This window comes from Bacillus sp. OK048, assembly GCF_900103525.1.
In the GTDB taxonomy this organism is placed as follows: Bacteria; Bacillota; Bacilli; order Bacillales; family Cytobacillaceae; genus Neobacillus.
On sequence record NZ_FNHN01000008.1, the window covers coordinates 26,767 to 43,912 of the forward strand.

Below are 17,146 nucleotides of genomic sequence, written 5' to 3' on the forward strand. Positions count from 1 at the left end.
AAATAGATTGATTATAATATATATAAAGCCCTTACATTATTGAATATCAGATTATCTAAATGGAAACCATATCCATTGGAAATGAAAGCTTATAAAACGAAACAAATTGAATGGAGGAGAAAGTATATGTTATATCCAATAGCTACAGAAAGCCGTGTTGTCTTGGATTTAAGTGGAGTTTGGAAATTTATGATTGATAGAGAAGTAGAACCGATTGAGGTGTCACAACCGCTGCCAACCAATGAAGTGATGGCAGTTCCTGCTTCCTTTAATGACCAGACGGTGTCAAAAGAAATCCGCGAGCATAACGGTTATATTTGGTACGAAAGAGAATTTACGGTTGCGAAGGCATTGCGTAATGAAAGATTAGTTTTACGTTTTGGATCCGCTACTCATGAAGCATGGGTGTACGTAAACGGCAAGGAAATCACTCATCATAAAGGTGGATTTATGCCGTTTGAAGTGGAAATCAATGACTTTTTAGTAGAGGGTGCCAATCGTTTAACGGTTCGTTTGAGCAATCTGTTAGATTATACAACGCTGCCAGTTGGTAACTATAGTGAAAAGAAAGATGAGAATGGCCGCATCATTCGTAAAGTGGATGAAAACTTTGACTTCTTTAACTATGCAGGCTTGCACCGTCCAGTTAAAATTTATTCTACTCCACGCGACTACATCGAGGATATTACCATCGTACCGAATGTCGATTTAGATGCTAAAAAGGCAGATGTACAAATTTCTGTGAAAACAGCAGGAAATTTTGATGAAGTCCGGGTAACGATTTTAGATGAAAAAGGCAAGCAAGTGGCTCAATCTTCAGGAACAGATCTGAATGTGGCGATTGAAAATGTTCAGTTATGGCAGCCATTAAATGCTTATCTTTATAAAGCAAAAGTGGAAGGCATTAAAGGCGGGGAAACCGTTGATGTTTATGAAGAGTCATTCGGTGTCCGCAAGGTTGAAGTAAAGAGCGGTAAGTTCTTAATCAACGGCGAACCATTCTATTTCAAAGGTTTTGGTAAACATGAGGATACGTATGTGAACGGCCGTGGCTTGAATGAAGCTTATAATGTACTTGATATTAATTTGATGAAGGAAATGGGTGCAAATTCATTCCGTACGTCCCACTATCCATATTCAGAAGAAATGATGCGTTTATGTGACCGTGAAGGAATTGTCGTCATTGACGAAACACCAGCAGTTGGATTAATGTTATCCTTCACTTTTGACGTATCAATTTTAGAAAAAGGCGAGTTTGAAGATGATACTTGGAAAGATATAAAGACACACGAGGCTCACCAACAGGTCATTCGTGAATTAATCGACCGTGATAAGAACCATGCTTGTGTAGTAATGTGGTCAATTGCCAACGAGGCGGCAACTTATTCACAAGGCTCTCATGAGTATTTTGAGCCGTTATTTAATCTGGCTCGCGAATTGGATCCACAAAAACGTCCATGTACGTATGTTGGTATCATGATGGCTACTCCAAAGGCTGACAAATGTACAGACTTGGCGGATGTCATTGCCTTAAATCGTTACTTTGGCTGGTATGTCCAAAATGGTGATTTAAAAACGGCGGAAGAAAAGACGCGTCAAGAACTACTAGAATGGCAGGAAAAATATCCAGATAAACCAATTATGTATACAGAATATGGTGCTGATACTGTAGCAGGTTTCCATAGTGCCTATGGTGAGCCATTCTCAGAAGAATATCAAGAAGATTACTACCGCATGAATAGTAAAGTATTTGATGAAATTCCTAACTTTGTCGGCGAGCAATTATGGAACTTTGCTGATTTCCAAACAAAGTTTGGTATCATGCGTGTTCAAGGGAATAAAAAAGGTATCTTTACAAGATCAAGAGAACCAAAAATGGTTGTACGCTATTTAAGCGACCGCTGGAAAAACATTCCGGAATTTGGGTATAAGAAATAATTAATAACTAAGGCAATAATCCTTAAAAAGGTGCAGATATATGAACCCGTATATCTGCACCTTACTTTTTTCGACAAAAAACGCAAAATTCTATTGACGATAGAGAAAAAACTATGTATTATAATAAAAGTGTTTAAGGTCCGTATTTTTTGTAAATAATTACTTTTGTGCGGGTGTAGTTTAGTGGTAAAACCTCAGCCTTCCAAGCTGATGATGTGAGTTCGATTCTCATCACCCGCTCCATACATATTACCAAACGCAGTGTATCGTTACATGAAAACGATACATTGCGTTTTTTCTATAATCGGATTAATCCATTGGAAGCAGGCCAAGCAAAACGATGAAAAAACGTTTCTTACACTTGTAAGGAACGTTCTTTATTTTTAGCTATTTCGATCTTCTTCCTTATCTTTTATTTCTCTAGTAGACTCTTTTTTGTTTTTTGATTCATTTAGGCCATTAATTGTGCTAGAGATTATATTTCTCGATATCAATGCTGCTCCAGTTACAAGTATACCTTGAACAACAGATTGTATTTCTAGTCCATAATATAGCAAACAAGCAATAACCGCAAAAAGCATTTGTATCCAAGCATGAGTCCATAAAGGAATGAAAGGGGTTTGTCTAAGATTCCAGCTAATAATATAAAGGACTGGGACTAAAATAATTGCATCAGGTCTTATATAACTATTAAGATTAAGATCCATTTTGATCACCTTTAGCTTATCCATGTTTTTTAAAATAATATATTCTAGATAAAATAAATTGGTACATCTCTTTAATAAAATTTTATAACTATCAAGTTGGATATTTTTCGACAAAAATCGTTAAAAAACTTGACGAGAATATTAGAAAAACGCAGTGTATGGTTACATGAGAACGATACACTGCGTTTAGTCTTTAATTAGGCTACTTTTAAAGTCGGGGCTAATCGCTTTCTATTATGTAGAAGTCTGAGGCACCGCCATGTATTTGTGTGAACATCTTCATCAATGACTCTGTCAGTCTTTCTGCACTATTCACCGCTGTTGTCGGATGTAAATAGATAATCTGCAGGGCATTTTTTGTTGCTTCGGTTACCGGTGCTCGATTGGAATCAACAAACGGACTGCCGAATGGTCCAAGCTGGTCCGATGAGACAATCAGGTTTTCTAATGAATTCATCCGGCCATTTAGACCTAAATATTCTTCGCCTGTCTTCGCTACCTCGATTGTGATAGTTCCCTCTAATTTATCGGTATCATAAATACCGATCGGCACTTGGTATTGAAGGGAGAAAAAGTTATTGATATCAATGGCACTTTGGACAGTAGTAAGATAATTCTGTTTCTGGACTCTGCGGTATAAAGCCTCTACAGAATGGCGATAACGGTTAGGGTCCTTACCAAAGGTTTTAAAAATACTGCGCCACTCTTGAATTCCTGGAAGCTCAGTTAGATTTTTATCTTCTAAGTCAAAGTAAATCGATTCTTGAAACAGCTGTAGTCTTCCTTTTACCATTTGAGGGGAATCGCCTACCGTAATATTTTTATACTCAATGACTCCCAGCTTAAAATGAGGAATCTTGCTAATTATTTCTGATGAAAGCTGAATTTCCAATGATTCCACCTCCAAAATGTAATAAAAATAGTTTATCATAATGTGATGTATAACGAAAAATTAACGGTTTACTATAGAATTTTAGAGGAAGGGAGGTTTTTCGAATGAATATTGATCAATTGAAGGAGGAAGTCATTGCTTATAGTAAAACGATTGGCATTGATAAAATTGGTTTTACCACGGCAGATCCTTTCACAGAGTTAAAAAACAGACTAATTCGCCAGCAGGAGCTTGGGTTTCAATCGGGTTTTGAGGAACCGGATATTGAAAAGCGTGTTACTCCATCCTTACTTCTTCAAGAACCACGGTCGATTATATCAATCGCTCTTGCCTATCCATCCAAAATGAAGGTACGTGTGGAGGGAAGAAAAGGAGAGCGGAGAGGCTTTTTTTCCCGTGCTTCATGGGGAATGGATTATCATCATATTTTAAGAGATCGGCTAAAAAAGCTTGAGGCGTTTATTTTAGAAAAAATACCAGATGCTCGTCTTAAATCAATGGTCGATACCGGTGAGCTTTCGGATCGAGCGGTTGCAGTGAGGGCTGGGATTGGCTGGAACGGTAAAAATTGTGCGGTCATGACGCCGGAGTTTGGATCCTACGTCTATCTAGGTGAAATGATTACTAGCATTCCTTTTTCACCAGATACACCGATGGAAGATCAATGTGGCTCTTGTGCAGCTTGTATCGAAGCCTGCCCGACGGGAGCGCTAGTTCAAGGCGGACAAATTAATGCACAGCGCTGTATCTCCTTTTTGACACAGACAAAAGCTGTGATTCCAGAGGAATTTAGAGATAAAATAGGCAACCGGGTGTATGGCTGTGATTCCTGCCAAACGTCCTGTCCAGTCAATAAAGGGAAGGATTTCCATTTTCACGAGGAAATGGAGGCTGACCCTGAGATAGCCAAGCCTTTACTGAGACCGTTGTTAAAAATGAGTAATCGTGAATTTAAGAACAAATTTGGTACGGTTGCTGGATCGTGGCGAGGTAAAAAGCCAATTCAACGCAATGCGATTATCGCATTGGCCCATTTCAGGGATGCAACGGCTATTCCAGATTTACAGGATATTTTAGAAAATGAAGCGAACCCTGTTTTAAAAGAAACAGCCGCTTGGGCTCTTGGAAAAATCGGCAGTGATGAAGCACTGGCTGTACTTGAAAAGGCATTAACCGTGGAAACAGATTTAGAAGTAAAAAGAGAAATTGAAAAAGTTTTATTAAAACTAATGAACTAATAGAGCATGGACATCGGCGTCTTTGCTCATTTTTTTTGATTAAAATGCCCTTCTGTACATATGTATGAAACAGAAAGGGGAGATGAAGGTGCAGAAATCACTCCAAAAATTGTTTGAAAATCGAGTCGACCAATTTGTTTCAAAGAGTAAGAGACAGTCTGGGAATTATGAAAAGGCCGTACAGAAACTGGAGTCTTTTGCGAAACGGTCTGCAGAAATCGTTAAGGTGAAGGCTCGGGGGAATATCATCAATCAATCCTCGGATGGGGATTTTCAAACTACCACCTATCAGGTTCATTATCAATATCTGATTAGACAAAAAGGAATGCTGTATCAAGAGGAAGAAGTAGAGGTGCGAATGTGTACGTTTTTAAAAAATGATTTGATTATGGATAAAGAAATGAAACTGTATACGAAGCAACCAGAATCAGAAATCGTTGCAACAGATGAACAGGAGGAACGGATTAGTTACCAGTATAATCGCTTAAAAGCGGTTCAATATGCGGAACGCTGGTGGAATAGCTACAATCCAGCCTATAAGTCGTTTGAGAACAACTGTACCAATTATATCTCGCAATGTCTTCATGCAGGTGAAGCACCAATGAGGGGATATCCGAACAAGGGGACAGGGTGGTGGCTCCGAAATAATAATTGGAGTTATAGCTGGACTGTGGCCCATTCATTACGGCTGTATTTGCCTAATTCAAAGAGCGGCTTAAGGGCAAGGGAAGTCAGCAGCCCGGATCAATTAATGCTGGGGGATGTCATTTGCTATGACTTTGAGGGAGATGGCCGTTTTAACCATAACACAATCGTAACAGGTAAGGATGCATATGGAATGCCGCTCGTTAATGCCAACACCTACAATAGCCGTATGAGGTACTGGGCCTATGAAGATTCATCCGCCTACACCCCTAATATGAAGTATAAGTTTTTTACGATCGTCGATGGATGAGAATTCTTATTTGGATAATGGTATAATAGTAAAAGAGTTTTTTTATGAGGTGAGAATTATGGCAATACATGTAGTACTCTATCAGCCGCAAATACCTTCAAACACAGGTAATATTGCTAGAACCTGTGCTGGAACCGATACATCTTTACATTTGATACGCCCATTAGGGTTTTCAACGGATGATAAAATGTTAAAGCGAGCAGGATTGGATTATTGGGAATTTGTAAACATTGTTTATTATGATTCGCTCGATGACTTCTATCAGAAAAATGAAGGCGGAGAGTTTTTCTATATCACAAAGTTTGGGGAAAAGCCTTTTAGTTCCTTCGATTACAGCAATCAGGATAAAGATTATTTTTTCATTTTTGGCCGTGAAACGACGGGGCTGCCAAAAGACGTGATTGAAAATAATAAGGATGTCAGCCTAAGGATTCCAATGAATGACAATATTCGGTCCTTGAATTTATCAAATACTGCTGCGATTCTAATTTATGAAGCATTAAGGCAGCAAGACTATCGTCATTTAAAATAAGATGTAAGAGGCCGAATTTTATGGCCTCTTTCTTCTAAATAAAGGAGGGGAGTGTAGGAATGAATGAAGTAATAACCACCCTATTAAATCACCGTTCCATCCGTCATTTTAAGGACCAGCAGCTATCGGATGAACAAATAAAAGCTATTGTGTCCTGTGCCCAAGCGGCTTCAACATCTAGTTTTATTCAGGCCTATTCGATTATTGGCATTAAGGATAAGGAAAAAAAGCGAAAGCTTGCAGAGATAGCGGGAAACCAAGAGTATGTCGTAGAAAATGGACATCTCTTTGTCTTTTGTGCAGATTTATTCAGACATGAAATGATTGGAGAAATCGAACAAAAAGAGGTAGCCTCTTCGATTGAAAGTACAGAAAAATTTATGGTGGCCCTCATAGATGCTGCATTAGCTGCACAAAACGCTGCAATCGCTGCGGAATCCATGGGGCTGGGGATTTGTTACATAGGTGGAATTCGAAATAAGCTTGATGAAGTAAAGAATTTATTAAAAACACCGGAGAGGGTTATCCCACTCTTTGGGATGACTGTAGGGTATCCAGAGAAAATTAATGATCAGAAGCCAAGGCTACCACAAGAGCATGTTTATCACGAAGAGGAATATGAACAGGACAAGTCTGTTTATTTACAGCAACTCCAAGATTACGATCAAGTCATTTCCAGCTATTATGAAGAAAGAACTGGTGGAATAAGAAAGGATCGTTGGTCGGAGCAAATGGCAAACATGCTTGAAAAACAAACAAGAATGTATATGAAGGAATTTGTTCAAAAAAATAAAATGAATTTGAGATAAAGCGTACAGGTTCTAAACAAAAGCGTACAGGTTCTACAAAAAACCAAACAGCTTGTACAAAACCCATAAAGTCCCCACAAATAACAAAGGCTGCCCTAAAAAGGCAGCCTATTTCGATGAGAAAGAGCTTATTTATTTGAACCTGGCTTATCATTAAAACCTGCAGTGAAGATAGCTGCTAGAAATGCCACCATAACTAAAATAATTAGAAATGTTCCCATGCTTATGTAAAGCCTCCTTAATTTTAAGATATTTCTTTAATTAGACACATATACTTTTATTATAGCCTATCTTAAAAAAATAAAAAGAGCAATATTCCTTTTTTTTCTTAAGTCAAAAAAGATAGGCAGGAATAATACAACGCTACGCATGTTCAAGTTCCTACGTGCATAGAGTATATTAATCGTCTCTGATAAAGCTACAGGGGGAGGGCCTTATGGATATTCTAAAAAAAATCGAGATGTTTCGAGAAGAAGAAGAAAAGCTCCGTTGGGAAGGGTCATTTGGGGATTATTTACTGTTATTAAAAGAGAAGCCATGGGTAGCACAATCTGCACATTCACGAGTTTATAATATGATCAAAGACGCTGGGATTGAGGAAGTAAAAGGAACAAAGAATTACAATTTCTTTAGTAATCAATTATTTGGTTTAGAGGAATCTCTTGAGAGACTAGTCGAGGAATACTTTCATCCTGCAGCAAAAAGACTTGATGTAAGAAAGAGAATATTATTATTGATGGGTCCTGTAAGTGGAGGGAAATCTACACTTGTTACGATGCTTAAACGTGGTTTAGAAGCTTATTCTCATACGGAAAGAGGCTCTGTATTCGCTATTAAGGGTTGCCCGATGCACGAAGACCCGCTTCATTTAATCCCGCATCACTTGCGTCCGGATTTTTATGAAGAATATGGAATTCGAATTGAAGGAAATCTTTCTCCATTGAATATGATGCGCCTGGAACAGGAATACGGTGGAAGAATTGAAGACATGTTAGTAGAAAGAATCTTTTTCTCAGAGGATAAGCGTACTGGAATCGGAACATTTAGTCCATCCGATCCGAAATCTCAAGATATTGCCGATTTAACAGGTAGTATTGACTTCTCAACCATTGCCGAATTTGGTTCAGAATCAGATCCACGCGCCTACCGCTTTGATGGAGAACTAAATAAAGCGAACCGCGGAATGATGGAATTCCAAGAAATGTTGAAATGTGATGAGAAATTCTTGTGGCACCTGCTATCTTTAACACAAGAAGGAAATTTTAAAGCAGGAAGGTTTGCATTAATTTCAGCTGATGAGCTGATTGTTGCCCATACAAACGAAACGGAATATCGCTCATTTATCTCGAATAAGAAAAATGAAGCTTTGCATTCTAGGATTATCGTTATGCCAATCCCGTATAATTTAAAAGTTTCCCAGGAAGAAAGAATCTATGAGAAGATGATTCGGGAAAGTGATGTTTCTGATGTGCATATAGCACCACATACATTTCGGGTTGCTGCCATGTTTACGATTTTAACCCGTCTTAAGGAACCGAAAAAGGGCGATATTGACTTAGTAAAGAAAATGCGCCTTTATGATGGGGAAAATGTAGAAGGCTTTAATGCTGTTGACGTTAGTGAATTAAAGAAAGAGTATCCGGATGAAGGTATGAGTGGTATTGACCCGCGTTATGTTATTAACCGGATATCATCTACTATCATCCGCAAAGAAATTCCTTCCATTAATGCTTTAGACGTATTAAGGTCATTAAAAGACGGACTGGATCAACATCCATCCATCACAGCTGAACTCCGTGATCGCTATATGAATTTTATCTCTGTTGCGCGCAAAGAGTATGATAATATTGCCAAAAATGAAGTTCAAAAAGCGTTTGTTTATTCCTATGAAGAGTCTGCTAAAACACTTATGGACAATTACCTTGATAATGTTGAGGCGTATTGTAACAAAGCAAAGCTGCGTGATGTGTTGACAGGTGAAGAAATCAACCCAGATGAGAAATTAATGCGTTCGATTGAAGAACAAATTGGAATTTCCGAAAATGCGAAAAAAGCGTTCAGGGAAGAAATACTGATCCGTATCTCTGCCTTTGCAAGAAAGGGTAAACGGTTTGACTACAACTCACATGACAGACTTCGTGAAGCCATTCAAAAGAAATTATTTGCGGATCTAAAGGATGTTGTGAAGATTACGACATCGTCTAAAACACCTGATGAACAGCAATTAAAGAAAATTAATGATGTGGTTGCCAGATTAATTGATGAGCATGGCTATAACTCAACGTCTGCCAATGAACTGTTACGATATGTTGGCAGCTTATTAAACCGTTAAAAAAAATAGTAGGGACTGGCGGAAGGATCTGCCAGTCTGTTTTTTTCAAATTAGCTGTGTTAAATATGGCTGTTGATTTGAGCTCCAGGCGCGAGCGGTTCGAGGGCGGTCCGGGGAGCCTCCTCGGCTCTAGCGCCTGCGGGGTCTCCCCAGCCCCGTCCTCCCGCAGGAGTCGAGCGCCTTCCGCTCAAATCAACAGGTTTTAAAAACAACAATATCCTTTAACACAACCTTCAAATTAATAGAAATACCATATGCTCGTCCATTTTTATCAGTATAAGCCTAATTGTCTAAATAATTTGTAAATTATTTTCTGCTTTTGCATAGGATAAAGTAATCAATATTATCTGCATTTTTACATTCGGGTTATTTTATGACAGTTGAAAGAAAATGTGACTCAGGGAAAATAAAAAATTAATAAGGAGGGGTTTACATTGTCTGACAATACCCATCAATTTGTAATTTCAAGAGAAGATTGGTCCCTCCACCGCAAAGGCCACGATGACCAGCAACGGCATCAAGAAAAAGTCCAGGAGGCAATAAGGAACAATCTTCCCGACTTAATTACAGAAGAAAGCATTATTATGTCCAATGGACGCGATGTGGTGAAAATTCCCATTCGCTCCTTAGACGAATATAAAATCCGCTACAATTATGACAAAAACAAACACGTTGGCCAGGGTGACGGTGAAAGCCAAGTAGGTGACGTAATTGCTCGTGACGGATCAAGTCAGCAAAAGGGACCAGGAAAAGGGCAAGGCGCAGGGGATCAAGCAGGTGAAGATTATTTTGAAGCAGAAGTTTCGTTAATGGAATTAGAAGAAGCTTTGTTTAAACAATTAGAGCTGCCAAATCTGAAGAGAAAAGAAGAACAGGAACATTTAGTTGAAAACATTGAATTCAATGATATTCGTAAAACAGGACTAATGGGGAATATTGATAAAAAGCGTACCATGATGTCAGCATTTAAGAGAAATGCAATGACTGGGAAACCAGCATTTCATCCTATTTATAAGGAAGATTTAAAATTTAAGACTTGGAATGAAGTGATAAAACCGGATTCTAAAGCAGTCGTTATTGCTATGATGGATACAAGTGGTTCCATGGGGATTTGGGAAAAATATATGGCTAGAAGCTTCTTCTTCTGGATGACTCGTTTCTTACGTACAAAATATGAAACAGTAGAAATCGAGTTTATTGCCCATCATACAGAAGCGAAGGTTGTGACGGAAGAGGATTTCTTCTCAAAGGGTGAAAGCGGCGGAACCATCTGTTCGTCTGCATACCGAAAGGCCTTAGAAATCATTGACGCTAAATATAACCCACGTAAGTTCAACATTTATCCATTCCACTTTTCCGATGGTGATAACCTAACATCTGATAATGCTCGCTGCGTCAAGCTTGTTGAAGAACTAATGAAGGTTTCAAACATGTTTGGATACGGTGAGGTAAATCAGTACAATCGGCATTCGACTCTCATGTCGGCATACAAAAATATCAAAGAAGAACAATTCCGCTATTATATTCTGAAACAAAAGGCAGATGTATTCCATGCGATGAAGTCCTTCTTCCAACAAGAGGAAAATAAGCTGTATGCGTAACTAAAATCGACAGGTAGGATGCCTGTCGATTTTTCTTGGGATTATTTATTTTCATTACTCTTAAATGAAGTGATGGTTGGGAATTTTATGCGAAAGGTTGTACCTGCTCCTATTTCACTTTCCACTCGAATGAAACCGTTCATCGCACGTACAATACTATAAACTACCATCATGCCAAGCCCGGTACCATTTTTTCCTTTTGTTGAGTAATAGGGTTCACCTAATCGTTCAAGTTGTTCGGAAGACATCCCTATCCCTGTATCCCTGACACAGATGGTTACATAATCTTTGCTAAAATGTGTCTCTATATAAAGATGTCCCCCATTCTGCATGGCCTCTACTGCATTTTTAAGGATATTAATAAAGCATTGACGGAATCGTTGTCGATCACCTTTAATGAACCCAATCACTGAAAAATCAGTGATAATTTCTACAGAATTTTGATTGGCCATCGGCGTTAAGATGTTAATAATTTGCTTAAGTTCATTTTTTACATTTAATTCCTCAATAGAAACTAAAGCTGGCTTAGCAAATGTTAAATAATCTTGAATGACTCTTTCGGCTGAATTGAGTTCATCCTTTACAATCGAGAGATATTCCATACGTTTATGTCTTGGGAGGTAGTCGTCATTAAGTAGTTGTACAAAGCCACTTGCCGCCGTTAGCGGATTGCGGATCTCATGAGAAATTGCTGCCCCCATTTGTTCCACTGCCTTTAATTTTTCCACTTTAATTAATTGATGTTTAATTTCAACACTTTTTTTTATATATTCAATTGAATAAGCGATAAGACCAATGCCTAAAGGGGTGATGACAGTATAGGCAAACCATGCATCATACCAGTTGCTGCTGGTATGTAGGATTCCCTCCATGCCCACTAAAGTAAGTATTCCAAGGATAATTCCTAAACTAATCGCTATTGTAATGCGGCGGTCGGAAGGTTGTTTCCAAAACCAAGGCGATAATCGAAAAAAGGCAAATGCAAGTGGAACATAAAGGAGTGCGGTCCCAGCCAAGCCCATGTCGATACCGTAGAAACTTCTGATAATTAGCATTGCAGCGACTAGTATTAGACCGATCCCAAGATATAATCCGCCAATGACGATTGGAATAACGCGTAAATCGTAGCGCGCAAGATCAACCGGATTATAGGAAAATTGAATACATATCCATACCAATAGGATAAAAAAGATGATGATAGTGTTTTTAGATAAGTTAAATTTTCTGCTGCGGTCAAGCCAAATTAAGCAAAAGAGGAGCACTATAATTAAAATGGAAAGATTTGAGAAAAGGTGTTTTGTAATTTCCATCTATTTCACCGTCCATTGAGCTTATAGGAAAATTTTACATTTTTCTTTGAATTAATACAACTAAATTTACTAACTATTTGGAATAAAAGCATGAAAGAAGTTGGAATATGTGGAAAAAGGGTGTGTATGACACACCCTCCAGTATTTTATGAAGTTGAAATAGTGTTTCTTCCTTTTGTTTTTGAAGTATATAGGGCAGTATCTGCTAAATGAATTAATTCTTTAGGTGAATTTTCAGTGCTTGGAATAACGGTTGCCAATCCAATACTGAGAGTAACAATCGTAGATATTTCCGAACTGCTATGTTCAATTTTCAGATCCTTGAGTTCGTGTTGAATCAATTTTGCTAATTGGATTCCCTTATTTAGCTGGGTAGAAGATAGGATAATCGCAAATTCCTCGCCACCATATCGACAAAATGTATAGTTTGATTTAGTGGAAACAAGTTTCTTTATTGATTCGGCTATTGTTTGCAGACAATGATCGCCAGCTAAATGACCGTATGTGTCGTTGTACTTTTTAAAGTAATCAATATCGAACATAAGCAAGGTTAATGGTGATTTGATTGATGCTAACGAAGACCATTCTTTCTTTAGAGTTTCATCGAAATGTCTTCTATTTCCAATTCCTGTTAAACCATCCATGAAAGAAAGACGATTTAAAAGTTCATTAGCTTTATGCAATTTCAGTTCAGTTTCTTTTCTAGCGGTTATATTTCTAGAAACAATAATAACTCGCTTGCTGCGGTCATCTTCAGTATTCACTCGTTTTAATGTTGATTCAATCCAAACATAATCTCCTCGATTAGTCCGAAATCGATAGGAAGTATCAGCGCAACCTTCCCTTAGTGTTTTTTCAAATACTTCATTGGTACGAACGATATCCTCTGGATGGATAAATTCTGCTAGTTTTCTACCCAAAAGATCCTTGTAATCAAATTGAATGATCTCTTTAACGGCCGGAGAGATATATTTATACTCACTCGTTTCATTATGCATGGAAATGATATCACTTGAATTTTCAGCTAGTAACCGAAAACGTTCTTCAGTTTCCGTTAACTTTTTTAAGCTAAGATTCAATTCACTTTCGGTTTCATTGGTAATTGCAATATATACGGATAAGTGATAAGCGAAAAACCCTCCGACTAATGATATTAGATAGTGAATGATTAAAACATTTGTTAAAATTGTTTTATCTTCAATATAAATAACAAAAACGATTGAAATAAAAAATAAACCAATTAGATTCATATAAAATGCCTTCAAAGTAGGTTGGTATTTTAATGTTGAAAACCAGCCGCATACGATCCCAGTCAATAGCGCATTGATAGCTGCTAATATAGCAGTGTCATTAAAATCAAAAAGGATTATCCTTCCTAAAGCAATGATTCCTGAGGCAATTATAGCAGGTATATATCCACCAAAAGCAGAAGCAATAACGATTGCAAGATGACGTAAATCAGCTATGGTCGTTGCGTTTATTTGGAAACTAAATAGCATTAAGATCATTCCTAGCAAACCATAACAAAATCCCCAATAAATTTTTAAACTATTTTTTGAGTTTTGACTCAGTGGTTTGTTTTTAAAAATTTGCCCCATTACTGTGAATGCAGCAATCAATAATGTTGCATTGGAAACAAGATCCTTTAACATTCATCTTCTCCTAAAATATATGATTTTCCATTTTGATATGGTTTCCTATTTTTCGACTATTTTCTTATTATAGAAGAAAAATATCCTTCTGTGAATTATCAAGATTATATATTATTCCCATTGAATATTTGTGGTGGTTTCTGAAAATTATAAAGATGACTACTTTGTGGGAGGACCTAATGGGAAAATTAACAAAAATCTTCATCTTATTCGTTTTGGTTATTATTTGTTCACCATTTTTGGTTGATGCACATGTAAAATGGTTTACTAAAGTTACACCAGAAAAAGAAGCTATCGAACTCATCTTATCCCCAATGTTTATGACGCTTACACTATTGATTGCTGCATTACTTGCTGTATTGACGCAGCTTTTGCCAATCTTGGATAACATCCCGATCATCAAAAAGATTGATGTGATACTGGACAGATACCGAAAATCTTCTAGATACATATTAAAATATGGTACTGCACTCGCGCTAATGATTCAGGTTTGGTCTGGTACCATATTTGCGCCAGAATTTGCAATCAGCAACAATATCATCCGAATACTATTGTGGCTGACCATCCTTTTATTATTGATTCCAAATCATTATGCGACAAAAGCAGGCGCTATTATTTTATTCTGTCTATTTATTTATCAGCTAGCACACTCTGGATTGTTTCATATGCTTGATTATGGATTTTATCTAGCGATTGTTGGAGTATTATTGGTCGGACGAACAAAGCTAGAAGACTGGGGCTTTCCTTTTCTCTATTTAGGGACAGGATTGTCCTTATGCTGGGTGGCGGTTGAGAAATGGGTCTTTCCTGCCATGAGTATAGATATTATTCATCATCATGCAGTTCCTACATTCGGATTTGCTCCATCAATATTTGTTGTACTTGCTGCGTTTATTGAATTTGTGGTGGGATATTTGTTAATCGTAGGGATACTGAATCGTCTTTTAGCTTTTGTACTGACGTTAATATTCATTTCAACAACGATGCTTTTTGGTGTTACTGAAATTATTGGACATCTAATGATTCATATCGTTTTAATCATTTTTATTATTGAAGGGGTATCGTTTTACGATCCGCCTATTAAAATTCATAGAACAAAAATTTCTCAAATGGTCTTTGTTTTTTTGAATTTTGTTTTTACAGTGGCAATATTCCTTCTCATTTACTATCGGTTTGCCTAGTCATTGAAAAAAGCTTCCTAAATGAGGAAGCTTTTTATGCTAGACCAAGCTAACAGGAGTTTTTATCATTTCTTTCGCTGCTCTGACGGCTTCTTCTTTTGCTTTTTCAATAATTTCTGGTACTTTTTGTGGATAGAGGTCTAATGCTTCGGCAATAATGGTGTCCATAACTTCAATGCCTAAGAAATTAAGTGCAATTCTTAAATAACGATCTCCACATTCTAATTCTTGCATTGGTGTTCCTGTATATAGACCGCCACGGGTATTGATATGAATTGCTTTTTTACCCGTAAGAAGGCCTTTTGGACCGTTAGCTGTATGGGTAAAGGTTTTACCAGCAATAAACAGGGTATCCAAGTATGCCTTTAAAACTGCTGGAGAGCTTAAGTTCCATATTGGCGAGACGAATACAAAGTAGTCATAAGAAAGAAATTCGTCCGCAAGGGCATGCATTTTAAGGATTTTCGCTCTCTCTCCTTCAGTTAATTGGTCTAAAGTATAACCGTATCCTGCTAATTTGCCTCTTGCAGAGACTAATTCCGCATCCATATGTGCAATATCTAATGTAAATAAGTCAATCGTTTTAATGTCCATCTCTGGATCTTCTTCTTTTATCGTGTTGATAAATGCTTCGCCGATTTTAAGACCTTTTGATTTATCGAGACCTTTAGGATTTGCTGTAATATATAATAGTTTATTCACCAAAAAACACTTCCCATCATGTTAATAAATTTCGTTACTACTATTATAAAAAAAATTAACATGTTTAATTTTGTATAATAGGTGAATTTCTTGAACATTAGGTGTCATAATAGTTGGGAATCTGGAATTATTTTCATAAAATTGTTAGAAATTTTGTCATTATTTAAGCAGGAATACATTATCATTAAGCTATAACAGCAGATTTATATTAAAGGCGGAATGAACCATGAAGCGGCAAATTTCCCAAATTGATCACGATAGTGAAATAGAGAAGTTAAGGAGAAAAGTAAAAGAATTAGAGGATAGAGAAAAAAAGTTAGTAGACAGAATTCGTCACAATGAATCGCTGCATTCAAAGGTCCTGAATGCATTACCTATAAATGTATTCTTGGAGGATCCTGAAGGTGTAACGATATTTGCAAATAAACAGACCTGTAAAGAACATGGTGTCAATATGGAAAATCTTGTAGGGAAAACAGTGTTTGACTTTTTTCCTACGGCAATTGCAGAGCGACAACGGCAGATTGACTTAGAAGTGTGGAAAAAGCGAAAGCATCAAACCAATGAAGTGGAGACAGAATTTAAAGGAAAAAAAGTCCATATGCTTACTGGAAAAACCATTATTCATCTGGAGGAATCACAGAATGAGTATTTACTCGGATTTGGATTGGATATAACGGATTTAAAAAATGCAGAAGAAAAGATTTCACACATGGCCTACCATGATGCCTTAACTGGTTTACCGAACCGCTGGTATCTTAAATCCTACTTAACAAACGAAAATAATGCTGGTGGACAAGTAGATAATATGAAGGGCGTTCTAATGCTGGATTTAGACCATTTTAAAGTAATTAATGATAGCTTAGGACATGAAGCTGGCGATTTGTTATTGAAATCTGTTGCTACTAGGTTAAGAGAAATAATAAAGTCAGATAACATCTTAGCCAGATTTGGTGGAGATGAATTTGTTATCCTCATTCCCCAATTACATTCAGCCATTGAGGCATTTAAAGTATGTGAAGAAATCATAAATACGATGAAAGAGCCATTTAAAGTTTACGGACAAAAGTTTAAGGTTTCACCTAGTATCGGCATTAGTCTGCATCCCATTCATGGTGAAGATATGGAAACCCTGATAAAAAATGCAGACATCGCTATGTACAACTCTAAAGAGCAAGGAAGAAACTGTTATTCCTTATTTACCCCATTAATGAAAGAAAAAGCCATAGTCGGTATGAATACGATGACAAATTAAAAGAATCGGAGCCACGCTGGAAGTGGTCTCCGATTCTTTTTT

Annotated in this window: 14 protein-coding genes and 1 tRNA gene; 10 read left to right on the forward strand and 5 right to left on the reverse strand. The window is 37.3% G+C overall.

Annotated features, from left to right (window positions below; genetic code table 11):
* The first annotated feature begins 126 nt into the window (after window positions 1-126).
* Complete coding sequence (gene uidA, locus BLR86_RS15350) at window positions 127-1,938, forward strand: beta-glucuronidase (RefSeq protein ID WP_090762989.1); 1,812 nt, start codon at window positions 127-129, stop codon at window positions 1,936-1,938.
* Window positions 1,939-2,107: 169 nt separating this feature from the next.
* Window positions 2,108-2,181: transfer RNA gene (locus BLR86_RS15355), tRNA-Gly, on the forward strand.
* Window positions 2,182-2,321: 140 nt separating this feature from the next.
* Here BLR86_RS15355 and BLR86_RS15360 read toward each other — a convergent pair.
* A complete protein-coding gene (locus BLR86_RS15360) occupies window positions 2,322-2,669 on the reverse strand; it encodes a phage holin family protein (RefSeq protein ID WP_139185626.1) in 348 nt (115 codons plus the stop codon).
* Window positions 2,670-2,865: 196 nt separating this feature from the next.
* Window positions 2,866-3,537 (reverse strand): B3/B4 domain-containing protein, encoded by a 672-nt coding sequence (locus BLR86_RS15365; protein WP_090762996.1) that lies wholly within the window; start codon window positions 3,535-3,537, stop codon window positions 2,866-2,868.
* 104 nt (window positions 3,538-3,641) lie between these two features.
* Here BLR86_RS15365 and queG point away from each other — a divergent pair, with 104 nt between their 5' ends.
* From queG to yhbH, 6 genes are all read left to right on the forward strand, one after another.
* Complete coding sequence (gene queG, locus BLR86_RS15370; RefSeq protein ID WP_090762999.1) at window positions 3,642-4,775, forward strand: tRNA epoxyqueuosine(34) reductase QueG; 1,134 nt, start codon at window positions 3,642-3,644, stop codon at window positions 4,773-4,775.
* An 88-nt stretch (window positions 4,776-4,863) separates the two neighbouring features.
* Window positions 4,864-5,730 carry an amidase domain-containing protein gene (locus BLR86_RS15375; RefSeq protein WP_090763002.1) on the forward strand — a complete coding sequence of 289 codons (867 nt, stop codon included), beginning with the start codon at window positions 4,864-4,866 and terminating at the stop codon, window positions 5,728-5,730.
* A gap of 58 nt (window positions 5,731-5,788) precedes the next feature.
* The gene (gene trmL, locus BLR86_RS15380) at window positions 5,789-6,262 is read left to right on the forward strand and encodes a tRNA (uridine(34)/cytosine(34)/5-carboxymethylaminomethyluridine(34)-2'-O)-methyltransferase TrmL (RefSeq protein WP_090763005.1); all 474 of its coding nucleotides are present in this window, start codon (window positions 5,789-5,791) and stop codon (window positions 6,260-6,262) included.
* 59 nt (window positions 6,263-6,321) lie between these two features.
* Complete coding sequence (gene nfsA, locus BLR86_RS15385; protein WP_090763009.1) at window positions 6,322-7,071, forward strand: oxygen-insensitive NADPH nitroreductase; 750 nt, start codon at window positions 6,322-6,324, stop codon at window positions 7,069-7,071.
* 436 nt (window positions 7,072-7,507) lie between these two features.
* Window positions 7,508-9,403, forward strand: coding sequence for a PrkA family serine protein kinase (locus BLR86_RS15390; protein ID WP_090763012.1), 1,896 nt, complete (start codon window positions 7,508-7,510; stop codon window positions 9,401-9,403).
* Between the two features lie 434 nt (window positions 9,404-9,837).
* Entirely contained in the window at window positions 9,838-11,004 is a 1,167-nt protein-coding gene (gene yhbH / locus BLR86_RS15395; RefSeq protein WP_090763015.1) for a sporulation protein YhbH, read from the forward strand.
* A 41-nt stretch (window positions 11,005-11,045) separates the two neighbouring features.
* On the opposite strand, the gene BLR86_RS15400 is transcribed toward yhbH, so the two are convergent.
* Window positions 11,046-12,182 carry an ATP-binding protein gene (locus BLR86_RS15400; RefSeq protein WP_368086789.1) on the reverse strand — a complete coding sequence of 379 codons (1,137 nt, stop codon included), beginning with the start codon at window positions 12,180-12,182 and terminating at the stop codon, window positions 11,046-11,048.
* Between the two features lie 278 nt (window positions 12,183-12,460).
* On the reverse strand, window positions 12,461-13,966 hold the full coding sequence (locus BLR86_RS15405) for a GGDEF domain-containing protein (protein WP_090763021.1): 1,506 nt from the start codon (window positions 13,964-13,966) through the stop codon (window positions 12,461-12,463).
* 179 nt (window positions 13,967-14,145) lie between these two features.
* Here BLR86_RS15405 and BLR86_RS15410 point away from each other — a divergent pair, with 179 nt between their 5' ends.
* The gene (locus BLR86_RS15410) at window positions 14,146-15,147 is read left to right on the forward strand and encodes a DoxX family membrane protein (RefSeq protein ID WP_090763024.1); all 1,002 of its coding nucleotides are present in this window, start codon (window positions 14,146-14,148) and stop codon (window positions 15,145-15,147) included.
* Window positions 15,148-15,186: 39 nt separating this feature from the next.
* Here the strand turns inward: BLR86_RS15410 and BLR86_RS15415 are convergent, their stop codons facing one another.
* On the reverse strand, window positions 15,187-15,849 hold the full coding sequence (locus tag BLR86_RS15415; protein ID WP_090763027.1) for an FMN-dependent NADH-azoreductase: 663 nt from the start codon (window positions 15,847-15,849) through the stop codon (window positions 15,187-15,189).
* A gap of 226 nt (window positions 15,850-16,075) precedes the next feature.
* Between BLR86_RS15415 and BLR86_RS15420 the strand changes: the two genes are divergently transcribed.
* Complete coding sequence (locus BLR86_RS15420) at window positions 16,076-17,104, forward strand: GGDEF domain-containing protein (protein WP_090763030.1); 1,029 nt, start codon at window positions 16,076-16,078, stop codon at window positions 17,102-17,104.
* Window positions 17,105-17,146: the final 42 nt, after the last annotated feature.

Bases quoted from the DNA above. Each gene is read 5' to 3' on its own strand.
- uidA (WP_090762989.1), top strand. From the start codon at position 127: ATGTTATATCCAATAGCTACAGAAAGCCGTGTTGTCTTGGATTTAAGT.
- BLR86_RS15360 (WP_139185626.1), bottom strand. From the start codon at position 2,669: ATGGATAAGCTAAAGGTGATCAAAATGGATCTTAATCTTAATAGTTAT.
- queG (WP_090762999.1), top strand. From the start codon at position 3,642: ATGAATATTGATCAATTGAAGGAGGAAGTCATTGCTTATAGTAAAACG.
- trmL (WP_090763005.1), top strand. From the start codon at position 5,789: ATGGCAATACATGTAGTACTCTATCAGCCGCAAATACCTTCAAACACA.
- nfsA (WP_090763009.1), top strand. From the start codon at position 6,322: ATGAATGAAGTAATAACCACCCTATTAAATCACCGTTCCATCCGTCAT.
- BLR86_RS15390 (WP_090763012.1), top strand. From the start codon at position 7,508: ATGGATATTCTAAAAAAAATCGAGATGTTTCGAGAAGAAGAAGAAAAG.
- BLR86_RS15405 (WP_090763021.1), bottom strand. From the start codon at position 13,966: ATGTTAAAGGATCTTGTTTCCAATGCAACATTATTGATTGCTGCATTC.
- BLR86_RS15410 (WP_090763024.1), top strand. From the start codon at position 14,146: ATGGGAAAATTAACAAAAATCTTCATCTTATTCGTTTTGGTTATTATT.
- BLR86_RS15420 (WP_090763030.1), top strand. From the start codon at position 16,076: ATGAAGCGGCAAATTTCCCAAATTGATCACGATAGTGAAATAGAGAAG.